The organism is Sedimentibacter sp. MB35-C1 (assembly GCF_030913635.1).
Lineage (GTDB): Bacteria > Bacillota > Clostridia > Tissierellales > Sedimentibacteraceae > Sedimentibacter.
On record NZ_CP133188.1, the window covers coordinates 2,303,747 to 2,323,326 of the forward strand.

Annotated in this window: 16 protein-coding genes; all 16 read left to right on the top strand. The window is 36.0% G+C overall.

Translation table 11 applies throughout. The features are described 5' to 3' along the window. Window positions 1-6 precede the first annotated feature (6 nt). The gene (locus RBQ61_RS11010) at window positions 7-243 is read left to right on the top strand and encodes a YlmC/YmxH family sporulation protein (protein ID WP_308137367.1); all 237 of its coding nucleotides are present in this window, start codon (window positions 7-9) and stop codon (window positions 241-243) included. Window positions 244-434: 191 nt separating this feature from the next. Then, on the top strand, window positions 435-1,208 hold the full coding sequence (locus RBQ61_RS11015) for a ClpP family protease (protein ID WP_374049914.1): 774 nt from the start codon (window positions 435-437) through the stop codon (window positions 1,206-1,208). 77 nt (window positions 1,209-1,285) lie between these two features. Then, complete coding sequence (locus RBQ61_RS11020) at window positions 1,286-3,670, top strand: DNA translocase FtsK (RefSeq protein ID WP_308137369.1); 2,385 nt, start codon at window positions 1,286-1,288, stop codon at window positions 3,668-3,670. Next, window positions 3,670-5,007: a 30S ribosomal protein S12 methylthiotransferase RimO gene (gene rimO, locus RBQ61_RS11025; protein WP_308137370.1), complete on the top strand. Its 1,338-nt coding sequence runs from the start codon at window positions 3,670-3,672 to the stop codon at window positions 5,005-5,007. Before RBQ61_RS11020 ends, rimO begins: the two co-directional genes overlap by 1 nt. Next, window positions 4,994-5,545, top strand: a complete 552-nt coding sequence (gene pgsA, locus RBQ61_RS11030) for a CDP-diacylglycerol--glycerol-3-phosphate 3-phosphatidyltransferase (protein ID WP_308137371.1) — start codon at window positions 4,994-4,996, stop codon at window positions 5,543-5,545. The genes rimO and pgsA overlap by 14 nt, the downstream gene beginning before the upstream one ends. Before the next feature lie 216 nt (window positions 5,546-5,761). Further along, window positions 5,762-6,457: a DUF5058 family protein gene (locus tag RBQ61_RS11035; protein WP_308137372.1), complete on the top strand. Its 696-nt coding sequence runs from the start codon at window positions 5,762-5,764 to the stop codon at window positions 6,455-6,457. A gap of 12 nt (window positions 6,458-6,469) precedes the next feature. Continuing rightward, window positions 6,470-7,171, top strand: coding sequence for a hypothetical protein (locus RBQ61_RS11040; RefSeq protein WP_308137373.1), 702 nt, complete (start codon window positions 6,470-6,472; stop codon window positions 7,169-7,171). A gap of 10 nt (window positions 7,172-7,181) precedes the next feature. Next, entirely contained in the window at window positions 7,182-8,552 is a 1,371-nt protein-coding gene (locus RBQ61_RS11045) for an amidohydrolase (protein WP_308137374.1), read from the top strand. A gap of 149 nt (window positions 8,553-8,701) precedes the next feature. Beyond that, on the top strand, window positions 8,702-10,297 hold the full coding sequence (locus tag RBQ61_RS11050; protein ID WP_308137375.1) for a PucR family transcriptional regulator: 1,596 nt from the start codon (window positions 8,702-8,704) through the stop codon (window positions 10,295-10,297). A 68-nt stretch (window positions 10,298-10,365) separates the two neighbouring features. Next, window positions 10,366-11,418, top strand: coding sequence for a recombinase RecA (gene recA, locus RBQ61_RS11055; protein WP_308137376.1), 1,053 nt, complete (start codon window positions 10,366-10,368; stop codon window positions 11,416-11,418). Between the two features lie 359 nt (window positions 11,419-11,777). Then, window positions 11,778-13,352, top strand: a complete 1,575-nt coding sequence (gene rny, locus RBQ61_RS11060; RefSeq protein ID WP_374049915.1) for a ribonuclease Y — start codon at window positions 11,778-11,780, stop codon at window positions 13,350-13,352. Between the two features lie 159 nt (window positions 13,353-13,511). After that, a complete protein-coding gene (purB, locus tag RBQ61_RS11065) occupies window positions 13,512-14,945 on the top strand; it encodes an adenylosuccinate lyase (RefSeq protein WP_308137378.1) in 1,434 nt (477 codons plus the stop codon). Between the two features lie 48 nt (window positions 14,946-14,993). Beyond that, window positions 14,994-15,695 (top strand): flavodoxin family protein, encoded by a 702-nt coding sequence (locus tag RBQ61_RS11070; RefSeq protein WP_308137379.1) that lies wholly within the window; start codon window positions 14,994-14,996, stop codon window positions 15,693-15,695. Window positions 15,696-15,766: 71 nt separating this feature from the next. Further along, on the top strand, window positions 15,767-17,371 hold the full coding sequence (locus RBQ61_RS11075; RefSeq protein ID WP_308137380.1) for a gamma-glutamyltransferase family protein: 1,605 nt from the start codon (window positions 15,767-15,769) through the stop codon (window positions 17,369-17,371). 72 nt (window positions 17,372-17,443) lie between these two features. Further along, on the top strand, window positions 17,444-18,313 hold the full coding sequence (locus RBQ61_RS11080) for an SDR family oxidoreductase (RefSeq protein WP_308137381.1): 870 nt from the start codon (window positions 17,444-17,446) through the stop codon (window positions 18,311-18,313). 304 nt (window positions 18,314-18,617) lie between these two features. Then, on the top strand, window positions 18,618-19,556 hold the full coding sequence (locus RBQ61_RS11085; RefSeq protein WP_308137382.1) for a hypothetical protein: 939 nt from the start codon (window positions 18,618-18,620) through the stop codon (window positions 19,554-19,556). The last annotated feature ends 24 nt before the right edge of the window (window positions 19,557-19,580 follow it).

The following is a 19,580-nucleotide window of genomic DNA, read 5'->3' on the forward strand; positions in this document are numbered from 1 at the left end:
GATTGTATGATGAAATTAAGCGAATTGTACAGCAAAGAAATAATCAATATTGATACAGGCGAAAACTTGGGAATATTTGGTGACTGTGATTTGGTTATTGAAGAAAAAACCGGAGAAATTATAAGCTTTATTTCCGGTAATAACTCACATTTTAATATTTTTAAAGAACCGAAGAAAAAAGAAGTATTGTGGAAGAATATTAAAAAAATAGGCAGCGATATGATAATAATTGAAAATGATTAATTGCTTATTATGTATAAAAAAAGCAAAACTCCAAAGAATAATCAGGAATATAACCTGATTATTTTTATGTGGAGGCTCAAATGGAAAATAACAATCAGAATATTAATAATATGCTTCAGCAGTCATTTAATAACATAGACACAAAAAGAGTTAATAAAAACAGTCAAAACAATAATATGCCAGAGATTCGTATGAATGGGAATAATGAGAAACAGAACTTTAGCAGCGATTCTGAACCGATTAATCCGTTTCTTTTTAGCGGAAATGAAAATAATAAAAATGAAGATAATTCTGATCAGCCCATAGAAAACGTAAAGCAAGTTGGCAGCATAACAGATATCAGCCCAGTTAAGGACATTTGCTTCATAAGCATAATCGGAGAGATTGAGGGGCATACATCTCTTCCGCCTCAAAGCAAGACTACTAAGTATGAACATATAATTCCTATGATTATAGGAGCGGAAATGGATCCTCAAATTAAAGGGGTGCTGATGCTGATTAATACGATGGGAGGAGATGTTGAGGCAGGCTTGGCTATTTCAGAACTGGTATCAAGCATAACAAAACCGACAGTATCACTCGTCCTTGGAGGCGGCCATTCAATAGGTACGGCACTTGCTGTATCAACTAATTATTCATTTATTGCTCCTACAGGAACTATGACAATACATCCTATAAGAACAAATGGATTTGTGATAGGCGTTCCACAGACATTTAGATATTTTCAAAAAATGCAGGAAAGGATTACAAACTTTATAGTTAATAATTCAAATGTAGACAGAAAGGCACTTTTGGATTGTATGTATGATACCGACGAAATTGCTAATGATGTAGGTACAGTTCTCAATGCTGAAGAGGTTTGTCAGATAGGGTTGATAGACGAGATAGGAGGATTCAGTTCCTCTATGAATAAGCTGAGAGACTTGATAGGAAATATGAATAATAACGACCAGGATTGTTCATAATTAAATAAAAGATTGCAGTTAAACAATATATTATGATATAATAAAATTTAGAAAAAACAGGGGGACGCTGTATTAAAATGGCAAAGATACAAAGTGAAAATAAAACAAAAAAAGCAACTCCAAGGAAAAAGAGTACAAGCTCAAATACAAAATCAAAAAAAAGCAGTAACAACAGCAATGAGCTGTTAAAAAAAGAAATAACAGCAATTTTTACAGTTGCATTTGCTGTGTTTTTAATAGTGGTTACCATAAAAGAAAATCAGACAGGGATAATAGGAAAATCAATTAATACCTTCATTCATTCAGCTTTTGGAAAAGGAGCTGACGTATTGCCGTATTTTATATTGGTAATCGGTATGATGAGACTTTTGAATATAATCGTATTCGGAAACAGCAACCAAGTAGCGGCTATAATCGGGTTTTTTATATGCTTAATTATGTATTCGGCTTTGCAGGATATAGAAACATTAAAAGAAAGTGATTCTATAAGAAGCTTAATAAAAGTATCTTCTGAAACAGGCCTTTTGAAACAAGGCGGTGGAATTATAGGAAATATTCTTACATACATATTTTTAAAACTTGTTGGAAGAAACGGGACATACATAGTGCTAGGAGCTTTAGTGTTCTCTAATTTTATTCTTCTTACTAATCAGAGCGTTATTGGGATATGCAAAATAATTACAGATTATTTTAAAAGGTTTTTTAAGGCTATACATAATTTTATATTTATTACTGAGCCGCAAGACGACCCTAAATCCAAGGCCAGAATTCCGGAGCCTCATGATGGATCGGAAGAAAATATAAAAATATTCGATTATATGAATCCTCATGAAAACAATAAAAAAGCTGAAATTACACAACTGAAGATAGACGATGTCAAAAAAGCTGAAATGCCAGCTAAGGAGAATGTAAAAGAAAAAGAAAAAATTGAGCATGATGATGCTAAAGATAAAGAAGTAAAAAGAGGAAAGAATAATTCTAAATTTGAATCTAAAGAAATTACAGATGATATAATTAATATTGCAGGTATAAAGGCTGACAATTATAAACAACCGTCAACAACGCTTTTAGATTCTGTCCCTCAGCATTCAAGAGGGTACAAAGATGACTTGAAAAAAGACGGAGAAAAACTTATTGAAACATTGAGCAACTTTAATATTCCGTGCAACATTCTTCAAATCAATAAAGGGCCTACCATTACAAGGTATGAAATTCAGCCGGCTCCAGGTATTAAAGTAAGCCGCATAACGGGGCTGTCAAATGACATAGCACTGGCTCTTGCCACGTCTGATATTCGTATGGAAGCTCCAATACCAGGTAAATCTGCAATAGGAATAGAAGTGCCCAATAAAAGCAAGACAAGTGTGTATTTGAGAAGCTTAATAGAATCCAAAGAATATAAATCTATTGGTACAAATATTCCGTTCGCATTGGGAAAGGATATTGCAGGCAAGAATATAATTGCGTCCATTGATAAAATGCCTCACCTTTTGATTGCAGGAGCTACAGGTTCAGGAAAAAGTGTATGCATCAATTCTCTCATTATGAGTATACTTTTCAGGGCAAAACCTGATGAAGTCAAACTTATACTTGTTGACCCGAAGGTTGTGGAGCTGAGCATTTACAACGGTTTGCCGCATCTTCTTATTCCGGTTGTTACCGATCCGAGAAAAGCTGCAAACGCGCTGAACTGGGCTGTATCAGAAATGACAAATAGATACAAGATTTTTGCACAAAACAGTGTGAGAGATCTCGAGTCATATAATGAAAAGATGGTCAAGGAAGATAATGAAAAAATGCCTCAAATAGTAATTATTATCGACGAACTTGCAGATCTTATGACAGTTGCTTCATCTGAGGTTGAAGAATATATTACACGTATTGCTCAGCTTGCAAGAGCATGCGGCATGCACTTGGTAATTGCAACTCAGAGACCGTCTGTGGATGTTATCACAGGTGTAATAAAAGCAAATATTCCTTCAAGGATAGCATTTGCCGTTTCTTCGCATATAGATTCAAGAACAATATTGGATACCGGAGGTGCTGAGAAACTTTTAGGAAAAGGAGATATGCTTTATCATCCTATAGGCCTTCCAAAACCTATACGAATCCAAGGAACTTTTATTTCTGATGACGAAATAAAAAGAGTGGTAGATGATATCAAGGCTCAGCAGATTCAAATTAAAACAGGAAAACAAAATGAGATAATAAATGAAATAGAAAAAACACCGGAACAGGATGAGGACGTAGATGAACTTTTAGAGCAGGCAGTGGAGTTGGTCGTAAATGATGGCCAGGCTTCAGCTTCATATATACAAAGAAAATTCAAAGTAGGCTATGCCAGAGCTGCAAGAATAATTGATCAGCTTGAACAAAGAGGTATAGTTGGACCTCATGAAGGCAGCAAGCCAAGAAAAGTGCTTGTAACAGTAGAAGAACTAGAAGAAATGAGAGGAAATTAATGAAAAAAATATACATGCATTCCCTTGGATGTTCCAAAAATCTTGTTGATTCGGAACACATGATAGGAATATTAAAAAATAAAGGGTTTGAGACAACAGATTATGCTGACAAAGCCGATTACATCATAATAAATACATGTTCGTTTATAGAGGACGCTCAGCAGGAATCGGTGGATGCTATTCTTTCAGCTGCGGAAATTAAAAACAGTTGTAATAAAAAACCAAAGATTATAGTAACAGGATGTCTGGCTCAAAGATTTGGAAGCGAGCTTGCAGATGAAATGCCGGAAGTCGATATTATTATCGGGACATCAGGTTTTGAAAAGATAAATGATTATATTGAAAAATATGAAAGCAGCAATAGAACTGTGGTTGATACTGAAATGCGCCAGGTTGACGATGAAAATCTCCCTAGGAATACTTTGACAGAGAGTTGGTATGCATACCTGAAAATTGCAGAGGGTTGCAGCAACCATTGCACATATTGTATTATTCCAAAATTAAGAGGACCATATAAGAGCAGGAAGATAGAAAAAATTGTCGAGGATGCAAGCCAATTGGCAAAGAACGGAGCAAAAGAAATAATAATAATTGCTCAGGATACCAGCAAGTATGGAATTGATCTTTACGGAGAAAGAAAGCTTCATGAGGTAGTGCAAAAAGTTTCGGAATTGGAAGGTGTGGAATGGGTAAGAATACATTATCTGTACCCTGAAGATATATATGATGAGCTTATAAATGAATTTAAACACAATGACAAGCTGCTAAAATATTTTGACATACCACTGCAACACATAGATGATAGAATATTAAAGAGAATGAACCGAAACACAAATGAAAAGCAAATAACAGATTTGATTAAAAAAATCAGAAGAGAAGTTCCAGGAGCTGTAATAAGGACATCGCTAATAACAGGATTCCCCGGTGAGACACAGCAAGAGCATGAAAAATTGATGAAATTCCTGAATGAATACAAGCTTGATCGTGTGGGAATATTTAAGTATTCTAGAGAAGAAGACACTCCGTCATACAAGTTGCCAGATCAGATCGATGAGGAAGTCAAAGAACAAAGATATAATGAGTTAATGGAATTACAGCAAGGAATTTCTTATGAAAACAACCTGGAGAAAATAGGCGGCGTTTATGATGTTCTTATAGAAGAGAAGGATGCTGAAAACATATGGGTCGGAAGGACATACATGGATTCAATAGATATAGACGGCTGTGTCTACGTGACATCTGATAAGGATTTGGAAGTGGGAAGTATTTATAAAGTAAAAATAAATGATGTGTTAGAATATGATATGATGGGAGATGTTGTATATGAATTGGTTTAGACAAATGAACCTTCCGAATAAGCTTACTGTTATAAGAGTATTGGCAATTCCATTGTTTTTAATATTTTTATATATAAGCAAAGGAATATTCAGGTTTTTGCCGCTTTTAATTTTTGTTGCTGCGGCAATAACAGATGCTGTTGACGGGTATATAGCAAGGAGGGATAATCTGGTTACAGATTTTGGTAAATTTATGGACCCTCTTGCCGATAAGCTTCTCACTGCTTCTGCATTTATAGCTTTTGTTCAAATTGATTATTTAAGCGCATGGGTTGTTGTTATAATTATTTCGAGAGAATTTTTAATATCCGGATTTCGAACTTTGGCGGCTTCAAAAGGAATAACAATTGCGGCAAATCCATGGGGTAAAATTAAAACGGTATTCCAAATGGTACTTATCGTAGTAATATTGCTGAATTATACGGGATATGCAGGGTTTACATCACCATGGATAACACCTCTTGTGGTCATAGTAGTTCTTTTGACCGTAGTATCAGGAGCAACATATATTTATGAGAATATTGAAGCATTAAAATAATTGAAGTATTAAAATAAAACCTGTTTTCAGAAATTGAAGGCAGGTTTTTTATTATGCTGAGTAACGCTTTAAATAAAAAAATTTTCATTTAATTTTGTTATTTTATAAATTATTTTCATATGTACACTTATTTTCAAATTAAATAAATTTATCTGAATTGTCTTATTTCTATCAGCAAGTTAAAATAATATCAATTAAAAGAAAAGGAGCTACGATATGGATTACTTAAAAATGGCCAATAGCCTTCCGATGTGGATTGCTGCCGGCATTGCTGTGCTTTTGGTATTAATACAATCGATAATATTTGCTACTAAATCTTTTGCAACCGGAAAAGAAATAGGAATTTCGGAAAGTGCAATGAAGGATGCTATGAAAAGCAGCTTCATCACTTCAATAGGACCGTCTATGGTAATTCTCACGGGGTTGTTATCTTTACTGGTAACAGTTGGAGGCCCGATGGCATGGATGAGACTGTCTTTCATAGGCTCGGTAATGTTTGAGCTAATGGCAGCAGGTTTCGGAACACAAGCTGCAGGAGTTGAAATGGGTGTAGATGCAATGACTGATGTTGCTTTTGCAAACGCTGTTTGGACAATGATTTTAGGTTCAATAGGATGGATTGTTTTTTCAACGTTTACTGCAAATAAAATGGACAAAGTACAGCAGAAATTTTCAAAGGGCGACAAAGGCCTTATTACGATTGCATCTACAGCGGCAATGCTTGGAGCTTTTGCATCGTTGAGCTCAAGTCATCTTGTGGCCATGAACAAAAATACCATTGCGTGCATAGCCGGAGGGCTCATAATGGCAATAATAGGGCCGCTTGGTGATAAGAAGAATATAAAATGGCTTAAAGAATGGACTTTGGCAATAGCGTTATTTGGCGGAATGATTGTGGCCGCAGTTATTTAAAGGAGGTATGAAATGGAAGAGACAAATAAAAGCAATGTATATGAAGGAAGTTATATAGCATATATAAACAAGTGGGGTAAAATAACAAATTGCCTGGGAATATTATTTTCGTTCGGGCCGGCGTTTGTATTAGCAGTTATATTTGATATAATGCCGCCTTCGAGTGCTATCATGACGGGATTTATATCAATAGCAGGTGCTGTAGGTGTACTTTGGTTTGTTGAGCCCGTTTCCTATTTTCCAATAATAGGTGTGGCGGGGACATACATGGCATTTATGTCAGGAAATATTTCAAATCTTAGAATCCCATGCGCCGCTATAGCTCAAAAAATTGCAAATGTAGAACCGGGTACAAATGAAGGAGCAATTGTTGCAACGCTTGGGATGAGTGTATCTATAATTGTTAACATTGTTATTCTAGCTGTTGGTGTGTTTGCCGGAAGCGCAATAATGACTGTTCTCCCCGAGTCGATAATAAATGCTTTGAACTATCTTCTGCCGTCTTTATTTGGAGCGATATTTGTGCAGTTTGCAATTAAAAAAATTAAACTTGCTCCTATCGCTATGGCATTAGGACTTGGGCTTACTTTGTCGGTTAATGCCGGGGTGTTTAGTTTTATCCCGGGAGGAAAACCCACATATCTTGTTACTCTTGGCTCGGTTTTCGGAACAATAATAATTGCATCGCTGCTATACAAAAAGAAATTAATATAAGGAGTCTATAATGAATAAACAAGAATTAATTGCAGAGGTAGAAAAGTTAAAGGATGTTATTACAGACGCAAGTATAAGCATTTGGAATAATCCTGAAATATCCGGAGAAGAAAAGTTTTCATCTGAACTTATAAAAAATATATTAAAAAATAATGAATTTAAAATTTATGATATAAACAACGTAGAGTATGCTTTTTATGCCGAGTATGGCCAAGGAAGCCCCGTAATAGCAATTATGGGAGAGTATGATGCATTGCCTGGTATGTCTCAGAAAAAAGATATTAAGCATAATCCTGTAATTGAAGGAGGCAACGGACATGGGTGCGGCCATAATCTTTTGGGAAGCGCTGCTATGGGAGCTGCACTAGCGCTAAAAAATTATATAAAGCAAGATAATGTTAAAGGTACAATAAGATTCTATGGCTGTCCTGCTGAAGAAACATTGAATGGAAAAGTGGAAATGATACGAGAGAACGCATTTGACGGATGTGATGTGGCATTAAGCTGGCATCCTATGAATGTAAATACTCCAATTTATAATTCATATCTTGCTAATAACTCTATAAAATTTAAATTCAATGGAATATCGGCACATGCAGCAGCGGTTCCTCATCTTGGAAGAAGTGCTCTGGATGCTGTTGAGCTTATGAATACGGGTGCAAATTATATGAGGGAACATGTAATTGATAAGGCAAGAATACATTACACCATTACTGATGCCGGAGGACCTCCTAATATAGTTCCGAAGGAAGCAGAATCATGGTATTTCATCAGAGCCCCACATAGAAAGGATGTTACTGAAATCACCGATAGGCTTATAAAAATTTCTGAAGGAGCTGCTCTTATGACTGAAACAGAGGTAAGCCATAAATATGTTGCAGGATGTTATGAAATGATGCCAAACAAGGTTTTGTTCGATCTTACGTATAAAAACATGCAAGAGATTTCGGGACCGGATTTTACTTTAGAAGAACTGCAGTTTGCTGATGAAATTCAAAAAACTGTAAGTGAGCACCAGGTTGAGGATGATCTAAACAACTACAAAATATTTAAAAAATATTCGATGCATAAGCATGTTGTTTCTAAAGAGGTAGCACAGGAGACGTATTTAACAGGTTCTTCAGACTCAGGGGATGTAAGCTGGATACTACCTATGAATTGCTTTCTGACAGCATGCTGGCCTTTGGGAATAAATCCTCATACGTGGCAGGCAACATCAATGGCGGGATCAGAGGTTGCGCAGAAAGGAATGTTGTACGCTTCAAAAGTCTTTGTGTCAATTGCATACGATCTGTTAAATGATAGCAGTCTTGTGGAAAGTGCGAAAAAAGAATTTTCTGACAAAACTAAAAATAATAAATATGTTCTGCCTTTAAAATAATTTTATGAAAAGATGTTTCATTATGCGATGCGGTCTGTTTGCAGCATTCAATATTGAAACATCTTTTTATATTTGATTTTATTATAAAAAAAATATATAATTTATATATATTTTAGAGGCGGTGATATTTTGGGATAACAGTTAGAGAAATGATGAAAGCAGAATTTTTTAAAGACTATAAGGTAATAGCGGGACATGGCGGATTAGATAACCAAATCCAAGGTGTGACTGTATTGGATGCCCCTGACGGCTTCAAATGGACGATGGGCAAGGAGTTTGTAATAACTTCGGGATATATATTTTCAAGAGATTTTAATTATCTGAACGAATATATATGTTCGGATGAACTAAGGAAAAATGCTGCATTGGGAATAAAATTTGTCAGATATCTAAAGCGTACTCCTGAAAATCTAATTGAGGCCTGTAATAAATGCAACGTTCCGCTGATAGATATACCTGATAAAGATCCTTTTATGGGAATATTTAATGCAGTTAATGTAATTGTTATGAATAAAAATATTCGGCAGTTCAATATAGGCAGAATAAATCCCAAAAGCTTTACGGATCTTACATACCAGGAAATGAAAATTAAAAAAATATTGAATAGCCTTGAATATGAGATGGAATTTCCGGCAATGCTTTACGATTTAATTGACGATAAGGCATATTATAGTTCAAACAAGTTTAAAGAGCTGTCAGTTGGTTTCAGCAAATATGACTTTTGGAATCCATCCTTTAGCCATAGCGTGGAAGTTATGTGCGACAATTTAAAAATGATAAGATACAGATTTTATGACGACAAGTATGACAAGCCATACAGTTGGATAACTGTTCCCATAAGCGTAAAAAACAAAGTTAGGGCGTACTTTGTTGTCATGGAGGCAACAGAACTTTTAGACTATTTCGATCAATTTGCTCTTCGAATAGGCTTTGTGCAAATTCAAGCGATGTTTGAGCAAATACTTGTAGCACAAAGCTCTGGCGATAGAGGGTTTGCATCTGTAGTTAAGAATATTATTAATAAAAGATATGATAAAAAAGAAATTATTGAAAAAGCCCTTGAATACGATCTTGATGTAGACAGAAAAAGTTGCATGTTTGTAATTGAACAAAAAAATAAAGGTATTCTTATTTCAGGATACAGCGATATTATCAATAGTGATAAAAGGCAGGTTTTTGGTTTAAATACATGTCAAATGGCATTAATGGGAGATAACAGATGCCTTTTTATGTATAATTTTACTGAAAGGGAAAAAACAGATAAAGAATATGAAGCGATGCTCAATAAAGTCTGCAATTTAAAAAAACGTCTGGAATTAGATATAGAAGGTTCAGAATTTATAATTGGGATTTCCGATGTGTCTGATTATATTTTTAACGCAGGTAGAAATTATGATAGATGCCTAAAGTCAATATGCATGGGTTCACATATTTATCCCGGCCTAGATATAATAGAATATTCCCGGCTGGGAGTGTTTGCATGGGTAGATATAAAAGAGGACGAGATCGATGTAATGAAAAAAGGAATTGAAGTTTTATATACAGACGAAGCAAATAGTGAGCTTTTGGAAACATTAAAGGTTTATCTTGAAAACAAAATGAATTTTAGCCTTACAGCTGAGAAATTGTTCGTGCATATTAATACTGTGAGAAAACGAATTGAAAAGATAAGCGACATGATAAGCATAGATCTCAATGATGAAATGAATCGCATCAAGCTTGAACTTCTTCTTAAAATAATATAATTAACGTTGACAAATAACTGAATAACAGATATAATTAAAAGAACAAATGTTCTAAAAAGGAGTGTATAATGGAGAAAGATAAGGCGCTTGAGCTTGCTATTGCTCAAATAGAAAAACAATTCGGCAAGGGATCTATAATGAAGCTTGGAGAAAATGCGAAGCTTAATATAGAATCGATACCGACCGGTGCCCTGCCGCTTGATATTGCTACCGGTATAGGCGGAGTTCCAAAAGGAAGAATAATAGAGATTTTTGGACCTGAATCATCAGGAAAGACTACCGTTGCATTACATATAGTTGCAGAAGCACAAAAAAGAGGAGGTATTGCTGCTTTCATAGATGCTGAGCATGCACTTGATCCTGCATATGCTAAAAAACTTGGAGTATCAAATGAAGACCTTATTATTTCTCAGCCAGATACAGGCGAACAGGCCTTAGAAATAGCGGAAGCATTGGTCAGGAGCGGAGCCGTTGATATAGTGGTAATAGATTCTGTTGCCGCACTTGTTCCTAAGGCAGAAATTGATGGAGAGATGGGTGATTCTCATGTAGGACTTCAGGCCAGACTTATGTCTCAAGCTTTGCGAAAGTTGGCAGGAGCAATTAATAAATCCAATACAGTGGCTATTTTCATCAACCAGCTTCGTGAAAAAGTTGGTGTTATGTTTGGAAACCCTGAAACTACCACAGGCGGACGAGCTCTTAAGTTCTATGCATCAATGAGGTTTGATGTCAGAAGGATAGAATCCCTTAAAAAAGGGGACAATGTCTATGGAAATAGAACAAGAGTCAAGGTTGTTAAAAACAAGGTTGCACCTCCGTTTAAACAGGCAGAATTTGATATTATATACGGTAAAGGAATATCAAAGGAAGGCTGCATACTTGATATGGCAGTTGAGGCCGGTGTTGTTAATAAAGCCGGAGCATGGTATTCATATGAAACCGGTAGAATCGGACAGGGAAGAGAAAATTCAAAGGAATATTTGCTTTCAAACCCTGAGCTTATGGCTGAAATTGAAAAGAAAGTAAGAGAAAAATACGATCTTGGAGATGTGAAGGAAAGCTATGATGATTCAGATAAATCTGCTAAGTCAGCTAAATCGGCGGATTCAGATAAATAATAAAGAGGCTGTTGCATATAGTTTTTATACGAAGCAACAGCCTCTTTATTATCTATTTTTGATCTATTTCTAATTGCCATCCCAAGAGTGTGTTTATCAACAGCAAGGCTCCTTGTAATACCTCCCTAAAGATTTTTCAAGGCAAAAAATAAATTTGACAGAAAAATAATTATGTAAATATTAAACGAAATACGCTTGAAGTTTCCGAATATTGAACATATTGTCTTGACATAAAGCGCAAAAAATTATAAAATATTATATATTCAAGTATTTAGAAATAAATTTGATATTTCAAATATATGATAGAAAATTAGCATTTTTTATATTTAGCATATAGCGTAATGTAAATAAATGTAGATATTTCGCAGCTTGAAAATTTAATAACGGGAGGTGCTGAATTGTTCAATGAAATAATAGTAGGTATTATCTGCGCATTAATAGGTATAATAGTGGGAATTATAATTCGTAAAAATATATCTGAGAGCAAAATAGGTAGTGCTGAAGAAGAAGCTAAAAGGATTATTGGTGATGCTGTTAAAGAAGCCGAAACAAGTAAAAAAGAAATTCTTGTTGAAGCAAAAGATGAAGCTCACAAAATGAGAAATGAATATGAAAGAGAAAACAAGGAAAGAAGAAACGAATTACAAAGATCCGAAAAAAGACTAATCAAAAAAGAAGAAATGCTTGACTCAAAGAGTATGCAGGTTGAAAAGAAAGAAGAGATGCTCCAAAGGAAGCTTAAAGATATTGAGAATAGGCAAAATAAACTGGAAGCAATTCATGACAGGCAAATTCAAGAACTCGAAAGAATTTCTGGGCTTTCAACTGACGAAGCAAAAAATATGTTGATTGACAACATAAAAAGAGAAGCTGAGCAAGAGGCTTCAATTGCTGTTAAAGAAATTGAGAGAGAAGCAAAGGATACTGCGGAAAGAAAGGCACGTGAAATTATTACATATGCAATTCAAAAATGTTCTGCAGATCATGTAGCGGAAACAACTGTATCTGTTGTAGACTTGCCTAATGATGAAATGAAGGGCAGGATTATTGGAAGAGAAGGAAGAAACATCAGAGCTCTTGAACAATTAACAGGTATAGATATTATAATAGATGATACACCGGAAGCAGTAGTTATTTCCGGATTTGATCCTATTAGAAGAGAAGTTGCAAGATTAGCCCTTGAAAAATTAATTTCAGACGGAAGAATTCATCCGGCAAGAATAGAGGAAATGGTTGAAAAGGCTAAGAAAGAAGTTGAGCAACAGATTAAAGATGAAGGTGAACAGGCAACACTTGATACCGGTATACATGGACTTCATCCGGAGCTGGTAAGGCTATTGGGCAGACTGAAGTTCAGAACAAGCTATGGCCAAAACGTACTGAAGCATTCTATAGAGGTTTCATACCTTGCTGGAATTATGGCGGCAGAGCTGGGTGCGGATGTTAAAATAGCAAAAAGAGCCGGATTATTGCATGATATAGGAAAAGCAGTAGACCACGAAGTAGAGGGGCCGCATGTAACTATCGGTGAAGATCTCGCTAGAAAATATAAAGAGAGCAAAGCAATTGTTCATGCAATAGCAGCCCATCACGGTGATATTGAACCTCAGACCGTAGAGGCGGTACTGGTTCAGGCAGCTGATGCAATATCAGCAGCAAGACCGGGAGCTAGAAGGGAAACACTTGAAACTTATATTAAGAGATTAGAGAAACTAGAAGAAATTTCAAATTCATTTGAAGGCGTAGAAAAATCTTTTGCTATACAGGCAGGAAGAGAAATACGCATCATTGTTAAACCTGAAGTTACGAGCGATTCAAGTATTATATTGATTGCAAAGGATATTGTCAAAAAGATAGAAGAAGAAATGGAATATCCGGGACAGATAAAAGTAAATGTAATCAGAGAAACACGAGCAACAGAATATGCAAAGTAATTAAATAAGAAATATATGGAAGTAAACAAATTTATTGTTTACTTCTTTTTAATTTCAAGATAGAATAAAAATAAGAATATACATATAAGAAGAAATAATTGACAGATAAATTGCTGTTTAACTTGTCAATGTATTAATAAATTTAGAAAGAGGTATGAAATGTCTAGAGATACTTATGAAAACCCGTTAATATCAAGATACGCAAGCAAGGAAATGAGCTATATTTTTTCTGATGAAAGCAAATTTTCCACATGGAGAAAACTTTGGGTTGCATTAGCTGAAGCAGAAAAGGAATTAGGATTAAACATTGATGACGAGCAGATATCTGAAATGAGAGCTAACATTTATAATATAGACTATAAAATGGCTGCACTGAAGGAGAAAGAGTTCAGGCACGATGTTATGGCTCACGTTCACACGTTTGGTGCTGCATGCCCTAAAGCAATGCCTATAATTCATCTTGGTGCCACAAGTATGTATGTAGTGGATAATACGGACGCCATATTGATGAAACAGGCACTTTTACTAGTAAAAAAGAAACTTGTAAATGCAATAAGCTCATTGTCAGAATTCTGCATGAAGTATAAGGATATGCCTACATTGGGATATACCCATTATCAGCCGGCTCAGCTTACAACCGTAGGGAAGAGAGCTGCTCTTTGGCTTCAGGACCTTGTGCTTGATTACGAGGAAATAAATCATGCGCTTTCATTGGTTAAACTAAGAGGCGTAAAAGGTACAACAGGTACGCAGGCAAGTTTTATGAATTTGTTTGAAAATGATAGCGAAAAAGTGAAAAAGCTTGAAAAACTGGTAGTTGAAAAAATGGGATTTCATGACTCGTTTAAACTGACAGGCCAGACATATACGAGAAAGGTTGACTACTATGTGCTTTCTGCCTTAAGCGGCATTGCACAGACATTGCACAAGGCGACGAATGATATAAGAATACTGCAAAGCCAAAAAGAAATTGAAGAACCTTTTGAAAAGAATCAAATTGGATCATCTGCAATGGCATACAAGAGAAATCCAATGAGAAGTGAGAGAATTGCATCATTATCGAGATTTATAATGTCAAACGAAGCCAACATGGCAAATACCCAGGCGACGCAGTGGCTTGAAAGGACACTGGACGATTCTGCAATTAAGAGGCTTGCCATTCCTCAAGGGTTCTTAGCTGCAGATGCTGTACTTGGAATTGCAATAAATGTATTTACAGGGTTGGTGGTAAACGAAAAGGTTATAGAAAAGCATATAGGTGAAGAGCTTCCGTTTATGGCAACAGAGAATATTATAATGGAAGCAGTTAAGAGAGGCGGTAACAGACAGGAATTGCATGAAGAGATTAGGGTGTTGTCTATGCAGGCAGCAGAGCAGGTCAAGAAATTCGGGAACAGGAATGACTTGATTGAAAGAATGTCTGAAAGCAAAGTAATAAATATGTCAAAAGAAGAAATCCTAGAAACTGTAAATCCTGTAAACTATGTGGGCAGGGCTCCGCAGCAGGTTGAAGAGTTCTACAATGATACAGTTAAGGATATCCTTGAGGAAAACAAGGAACTTCTTGGTGTTAACGTGGAATTAAGAGTGTAGCGCACTTGAATTTTATATAAATAGCTGCAAGCTAAGTGGGGATTTAATATGAATATAACAGTGATTTATGGAACTGAGCATAAAGGCAGTACTTATAGCATCGCTCAGCTATTTTTAAAAAAATTAAGGAACGAAAATTCTGAAATAAGAGAAGTCTTTTTGCCTAGAGATGTCCCTAATTATTGCAGGGGGTGTGCACAATGCTTTGAAAAAGGAGAAGAGCACTGCCCGGATTATGAGAAAGTTAACAGAATAAAGAAAGATATAGAAAAGGCTGATTTACTGATTTTTACCAGCCCGGTCTATGTATATCACACAACGGGACAAATGAAGACGCTTCTTGATCATTTCGGGTATCAGTGGATTGTTCACCGCCCAAATAAATTAATGTTCAATAAGATGGCTCTTATAATCTCAACAGCAGCAGGAGGCGGAATGAAGTCAACAATTAAGGATATTGCTGACAGCTTAACATTTTGGGGAGTTGCAAGGATTTTTAAGTACGGAAAAGGAGTCGCTGCAATAAACTGGAACGGTGTAAGTGACAAGAAAAAGCTTTCTATATACAAGGACGTTGACAGAATATCATCTAAAATTATAGCGACACAGGGAAATGTTAAGCCCAGTTTCAAAGTTAAGGCAATTTTTAATGTAATGAGGCTGGTTCAAAAAAAAGGAGGCTTCAATAAAGCTGACCATGATTATTGGAAGGAGCATGGGTGGCTCCATAATAAGAGACCATGGCAGTAGAGCGAAAATGTAATTGTTATATTTATAAGAACATTAATTAAGAAATATAATGATGAATATTGGGAGGAAGAATGAACTTTAATCCGGAAGAATACAAATATCCGTCCAAAAGAAATGTGGTGTACGGCCATAAAGGAATGGTTGCCACATCTCAGCCTTTGGCGTCGCAGGCAGGTCTTGAAATTTTAAAGGCAGGCGGAAATGCGGTAGATGCGGCTATAGCAACAGCCGCATGTCTAACCGTTGTTGAACCGACGTCAAACGGTCTGGGAAGTGATGCCTTTGCGTTGGTATGGATAAATAATAAATTACATGGGTTAAATGCCAGCGGATATTCACCATACAGTATTTCCATAGAAAAACTGAAAGACAGGGGTTACAGCGAAATACCAAAATACGGTGTTATACCTGTTATGGTACCCGGTGCGCCTGCTGCTTGGGCAGAACTATCAAACAAGTTTGGAAAACTACCACTTTTAGATGTCCTAAAACCGGCAATTGATTACGCAAGAAACGGATTTGCTGTTTCAGTAAATGTTAAAAGCGCATGGGATGCTGCATGCCATATATATAGAAGTGAACAAAAAGAGGAGTTTAACGGATGGTTTTCTACGTTTACTAAAAACGGCAGAACACCTAAATTCGGTGAAATATGGAAACTCCCACACCATGGAGATACTCTTGAGAAAATAGGAAGAACCTATGCGGAGGATTATTACAAAGGTGATATAGCAGATAAAATTGATTCTTTTTTTAAAAAATATAAAGGGTATTTAACAAAGGAAGATTTAAGGGGTTATAAACCTGAGTGGGTTGAGCCTATCAGAACTGATTACAGAGGCTATGATGTGTGCGAAATACCTCCAAACGGTCAGGGCCTTGTTGCGCTGATGGCTCTACAAATATTAAATGGATTTAGTTTTACAGAGAAAGATAGCAGTGAGACATACCATAAGCAGATTGAGGCAATGAAACTTGCATTTGCAGATGGTCAAAAATATATAACAGACCCGGAACATATGAAGGCTGATGTAAGCAGGCTGTTGTCGGAAGAATATGCTGAAGCAAGGAGAAATTTAATTACTGATACAGCATTGTTTCCTACAGAGGGAGATCCTAACAGCAGAGGGACAGTATATCTTTGTACTGCTGATTCAGAAGGAAATATGGTTTCATACATACAAAGCAACTATATGGGGTTCGGATCGGGAATTGTTATTCCTGAAACAGGGATAGCCCTTCATAATAGATTACATAATTTTAGTTATGACAACCAACATAATAATTGTCTAATGCCGCATAAAAAAACATATCATACAATAATTCCCGGATTTTTGATGAAGAACGGAAAGGCAGTAGGTCCGTTCGGAGTTATGGGAGCATTTATGCAACCGCAGGGTCATGTCCAGGTAATCGCAAACCTCATAGATTTTCACATGAATCCACAAGAGGCGCTGGATGCACCCAGGTGGCAATGGATAAAAGATAAAAAAATAGAAGTTGAACCAGGGGTTCCGCTGCATATTGTGAAAGATTTGATGCGACGAGGACATGATGTTAAAATTCAGCCCAATGCATCTTCTTTTGGCAGAGGTCAGATAATTTTGCGTACAGATGAAGGGACGCTCTGCGGTGGAACTGAGCCAAGGACAGACGGACAAATTGCAGTTTGGTAAGTAATTAATTTTAGCTGTATGATGTAAATTAGTTTTGGTAATAACTAAGTATATATAAATTCGGAGGTTATTATGAAAACTGATTTAATGTATACAACGCAGGATATTAAAGGACAGACACAGACGGAACCGGGGAAAGAAAGTGAAATGAATCCCAGACCCATATACGATGATGTGAATTGCAGAGGATATGGCAGATTAAAAGGAAAGGTTGCAATTATCACCGGAGGGGACAGCGGAATAGGCAGAGCTGTTGCCGTTGCTTATGCAAAAGAAGGGTGCAATGTTGCCATAGTATACAATATTGCTGACGACGATGCAAACGAAACAAAGATGGCTGTTGAGAGCTATGGAGGCACGGCATATTTAATCAAAGGAAACTTGAGAGATTCAAATTTCTGTAATGAAGCAGTAGAGAAAACTATAAGTCAATTCGGAAGCTTGGATATTTTAGTAAACAATGCAGCAATACAGCATCCGCAGACTAACTTTGAGGATATAACAGACGAACAGCTGGATGACACCTTCAGAACAAACATATACTCAATGTTTTATCTTACAAGATCAGCCTTAAAGTATTTGAAAGAAGGAAGCAGCATCATAAATACAAGTTCAGTAGTTGCGTTCAGGGGCAGCAAGGATCTAATTGATTATTCAGCGGCTAAGGGTGCGGTAACATCATTTACAAGATCTTTATCACAAAATCTAGCAGGCAGGAATATACGAGTTAACCAAGTGGCTCCGGGGCCTATATGGACACCGCTGATACCTTCTACATTTGATAAGTCAAAGGTTGGTGTTTTTGGCAAGGACACTCCGATGAAAAGGCCGGGACAGCCGGCGGAGCTGGCTGAAGCATATGTATATCTAGCGACAGACTGCTCTTCGTATATGACCGGACAGACAATGCACATAAACGGCGGGGACATAGTAAACAGTTAAATATCAAAGCGCTTCTGATAATAGCGGAAATAAATATAATTACTTAGGAAATAGAGGAGATTTGACAAAATGCGCAAATCTTTTCTTTTTTTCTTATAGATGCAGTCATTACTGTATGTAACAATTTTTTTGAAATATGAAACAAATTTTATAAATTTTTCGTCTAATAAGTATAAAAAAACGTTAGTATAATTTCATCTGTGGATGTAATAGTTGCGGCTCTTATTTGTTATCATGCTAATATACGCGTTAATACCAAATATTGAATTTAAGAAAAAGGATTAATCATATTTAGGAGGGAAATATGTATAGCGAATTAAATGAAAAAATGGAAAAGGCCCAAAAAGGTATGAACAGGCTAAAAAAAATAGATTCAATGTTAAAAGAGTTAAAAGATGAACGTAACCAACTTAAAAAAAAGGAAACCGAATTAAAAAGCATATTAGTAAAAGAAAATGATGATGTAGAAAAATTAAATAAAAAAGGACTTGCTTCTATTTTCTATTCCGTGGTAGGTAAATTGGATGATAAACTTGAAGAAGAGCAAAGAGAAGCGATTGCAGCGAAATTAAAACATAATCAGGCATTGACGGATTTAGAAAATGTTGAGTATGAAATTTCCAAGCTTTCTCAGGAAAGAACGGAGTACATGGATTGTAAAAGCCAGTATAACTCTCTGTATGAACAGAAAAAAGAGATGTTATTAAGATCTGACGAGAACACAGCTAAAAGTATACTTGATATATCTAGCCGCCTGAATGATTCAAGGAACAGGCTTGCAGAGCTTAAGGAAGCTGTAGACGCCGGAAATAATGCTATAAGATGTCTCGATAAGGCGCTTAGCAGCTTGCGAAGTGCAGAGGGATGGGGAACATGGGATTTATTAGGCGGAGGGTTGATTGCGGATTTAGCAAAGCATTCAAAACTGGATGATACTAAAAGAGAAGTTGAGGAAGCTCAAGTACAGCTTAGAAAATTTAAAACTGAGCTTACAGATGTAAAAATAAATTCAGATATTCATATAGATACAGATGGTTTTGCTAAATTTGCGGATTTCTTTTTTGACGGCTTGATTTCAGATTGGTTTATGCAGTCAAAAATAAGGAATTCCTATGAAAGTGTATCAGCAGTAAAAAATCATGCTGAGGATATTGTTATTAAGCTTAAAAAAATAGAATTGTCGGAAAAAGAGTTGATTAATAGTCTAAATGTTGAATTAGAAAATCTGATTATGAAACCATAAGAAGATTGCTAATAATAATTATAT